The sequence below is a fragment of the Chrysanthemum yellows phytoplasma genome (assembly GCF_000803325.1).
GTDB lineage: Bacteria > Bacillota_I > Bacilli_A > Acholeplasmatales > Acholeplasmataceae > Phytoplasma > Phytoplasma asteris.
Genome location: NZ_JSWH01000086.1, coordinates 1 through 2,594, shown reverse-complemented (window position 1 = coordinate 2,594; position 2,594 = coordinate 1). Strand labels below are relative to the sequence as shown.

Below are 2,594 nucleotides of genomic sequence, written 5' to 3'. Positions count from 1 at the left end.
ATAATTAAAATGTAGTGAGTTATGCATTAATTATCTTTATATTTTATATTAAGAATTAATATTTGTTTTATCTTAATATTTGTTTCTTATAATTCTTAAATTAATTTATTAAGCACTAACTAAAGTTTTTAAAGCAGGATTTAATTTTTTTTCTAAATATTTACTTAACATATTAATAAATTGAATTAAAACTAAGTAAACAAAGGAAAGTATTACAAATGGAGCAACTAAATCTCCTGTAACATTCATAGCATCATTTGTAACAAATGACATATCAATTAATGCAATTAATACGAAGAAAGTACAAGCTTTAATATTAGTAACAAATTGTGCTACTACTAAAGGAACTGATTTTTTTAATGCTTGTGGGAAAGTAACATAATAGAAGGTTTGTTTTTTATTCAATCCTAAAGATTGAGCCGCTTCTACTTGTCCTTTATCTACAAATTTAGAACCTACTTGTTTAACACCTTTTACAAAAACATTATTTGTTCTAGAAAGAGTAGATTTATTTTTAACTGCTAATAGAACTAATGATAATAAGAATCCAAAAACAAAAACATAAACAGAAAGTAATAAAGAAGTATAAAAAGGTTTTTTATAAGTTGGTAAGTGATATTTAATTTTTCCCCATAAAGAATCGTCTCCTTTTTGAACAAAACCCTTTTCATTATAAACAGTTTCATCAAATACTACTTTTAATCTTTCATCTATTTTATTTTTTATTGCTTCCTTTTTGGATGTCAAATGTTCGTATTTTTGCACATCTGGAGAATCATTTTCTGTTGCAGTTTGTGCTCTTGTAGTTTTATTTAATTCAACAAATTCTTGTTCTTGTGCTGCGTTTCTTTGATTTTTTGTATTTAATTCTTCGTATTTCTTTTTAACTTTTTCTAAATGAGTTTTGTCTTGTTCGTCTAAACATTTTTCCAAAGTTTCTTTTTCTTTTTGGCTAGCTTCTAATTCTTGTTGTTTTGCATTTAATACTCTTCTTATTTTGGCTTCTTTAGTTTCATCAAAAAACGCAAATAGATACTTTTTCAAAAATTGATATTCTTGTTCTTCGTCTAATGTTCTTTCTTGGTTTTTATTTTTTTCTTCTGGTGTACTTGAAAATTTGTATGATTTTTTAACTTTTAATTTATCATAATTTGTTTTGAAAGTTTGTCTTTGTGTACCACCTTCTAAACATTTAGTTAAAGTATCAACAACTTTTTTCAGTTGTTTCAATTCATTAGGTAAATTTTTAAATCTTTGTTTTGATGCATCTTTTTGTAATGTATTATTAAGAGAAAACCAAGACCAAACTTTGAATAAAACTTCAAATTATTTTTCTTCATCATCATTTATTGAATTAAGACCTTTTAATTCAGCAAATTTAGTTTCTTGGTCCTTTGTTCTTTGTGATGCTAATCTTGGTTTTAATTTCCTAAGAGTTTCTAAAATCTTTTTAAGATCATATATTTTATCTTCTACTTTAAATGTTTTTGTACCATTATCTTCTTCTTTTTCTACTTCTTTTTTCTTAACATCTAAATCAAATAATTTTACTAAAGCATTATTAACTGCTTTTAGCATCTCTTTATCGCCTTTATGAACGGCAATACCTATCCCTTCAGGACTAGATAATAAAAGAGGATTATCAGTTTGAAGAGAAATATATTTTAAGTCTTTGTCACATTCTACATTACCACGAGCAATAACATCATCAATTACATAAATAACTTCTTTGCCTCGTTCTTTATTTTCTCTTACTGCTTGTAAATTAGGAGCTGCATTATCAGAACCAGTTGCATAATTAATTAAATTATCTCTATATTTAGGGCTTAATTGTGCTTTCATATTTCCTTGTTTAAATAATTCTTTATCAGTGGTATTTGTAGCCATCGCAATAAAATTAAATTTTTTTGTTTTTCCTTCTTCTGCTGCTTTATCTGCTAATTTTTCTAAATGTGCAAAAAGATCTTTATCTTGAACTTTAGAACCAGCTTCAAATTCTAAAAAATCAGGATTATCTTTTCTTACTATTAATGCATTCATAGGAACATTATAAACTACAATAAAATCCATTTTATCTCTTCTCTCAGGTATAATACTAAAACAAGCAGCAGCCATATCAGAATTTTTATATTCAATATCTCCCACTAATCCTGCAAAAGTATTAAGTCTTAAATCTAACTTTTTACCCATTTCTTTGGCAACGTCTTTCATCAATAAAACCTCAAACCCAGTTAAGCGTTCTCCTCCTGTAGAAACAACACTATTTTAAGCTGAAGCTTTTTCCGATCGTAGACAAATAGGACTCATCCCTGAAAAAGTAGATGCTCTTAGAACATTACCTTCTTGTTTGGTTTCACTAAACACTTGAACATGCAACCACCCCAAAACAACAAGCGAAACTCCTACTAATAAGTAATTTAGATAACGATATACTTTGTTTTTAGTAAATATGCATTTGTCTTGGCAAAAAATGCTTTTACTTGATTAAAATATTTTCTTAAGTCAATAAGTACAGTAAATTATCTCCTTTTTATATAATTTTATATATTTATTTTTTTAGTTATAATTTTTTTATAATTTTTATTTTGATAATG

1 protein-coding gene and 1 pseudogene are annotated in these 2,594 nt (G+C 26.0%); both read right to left on the bottom strand.

Annotation, left to right across the window (positions count from 1 at the left end; genetic code table 11):
• Positions 1-108 precede the first annotated feature (108 nt).
• Positions 109-1,230: an ABC transporter permease subunit gene (locus OL66_RS01510; RefSeq protein ID WP_034172186.1), complete on the bottom strand. Its 1,122-nt coding sequence runs from the start codon at positions 1,228-1,230 to the stop codon at positions 109-111.
• 96 nt (positions 1,231-1,326) lie between these two features.
• Positions 1,327-2,229, bottom strand: a pseudogene (locus OL66_RS01505) (transporter substrate-binding domain-containing protein); the annotation flags it as partial.
• Positions 2,230-2,594 lie beyond the last annotated feature (365 nt).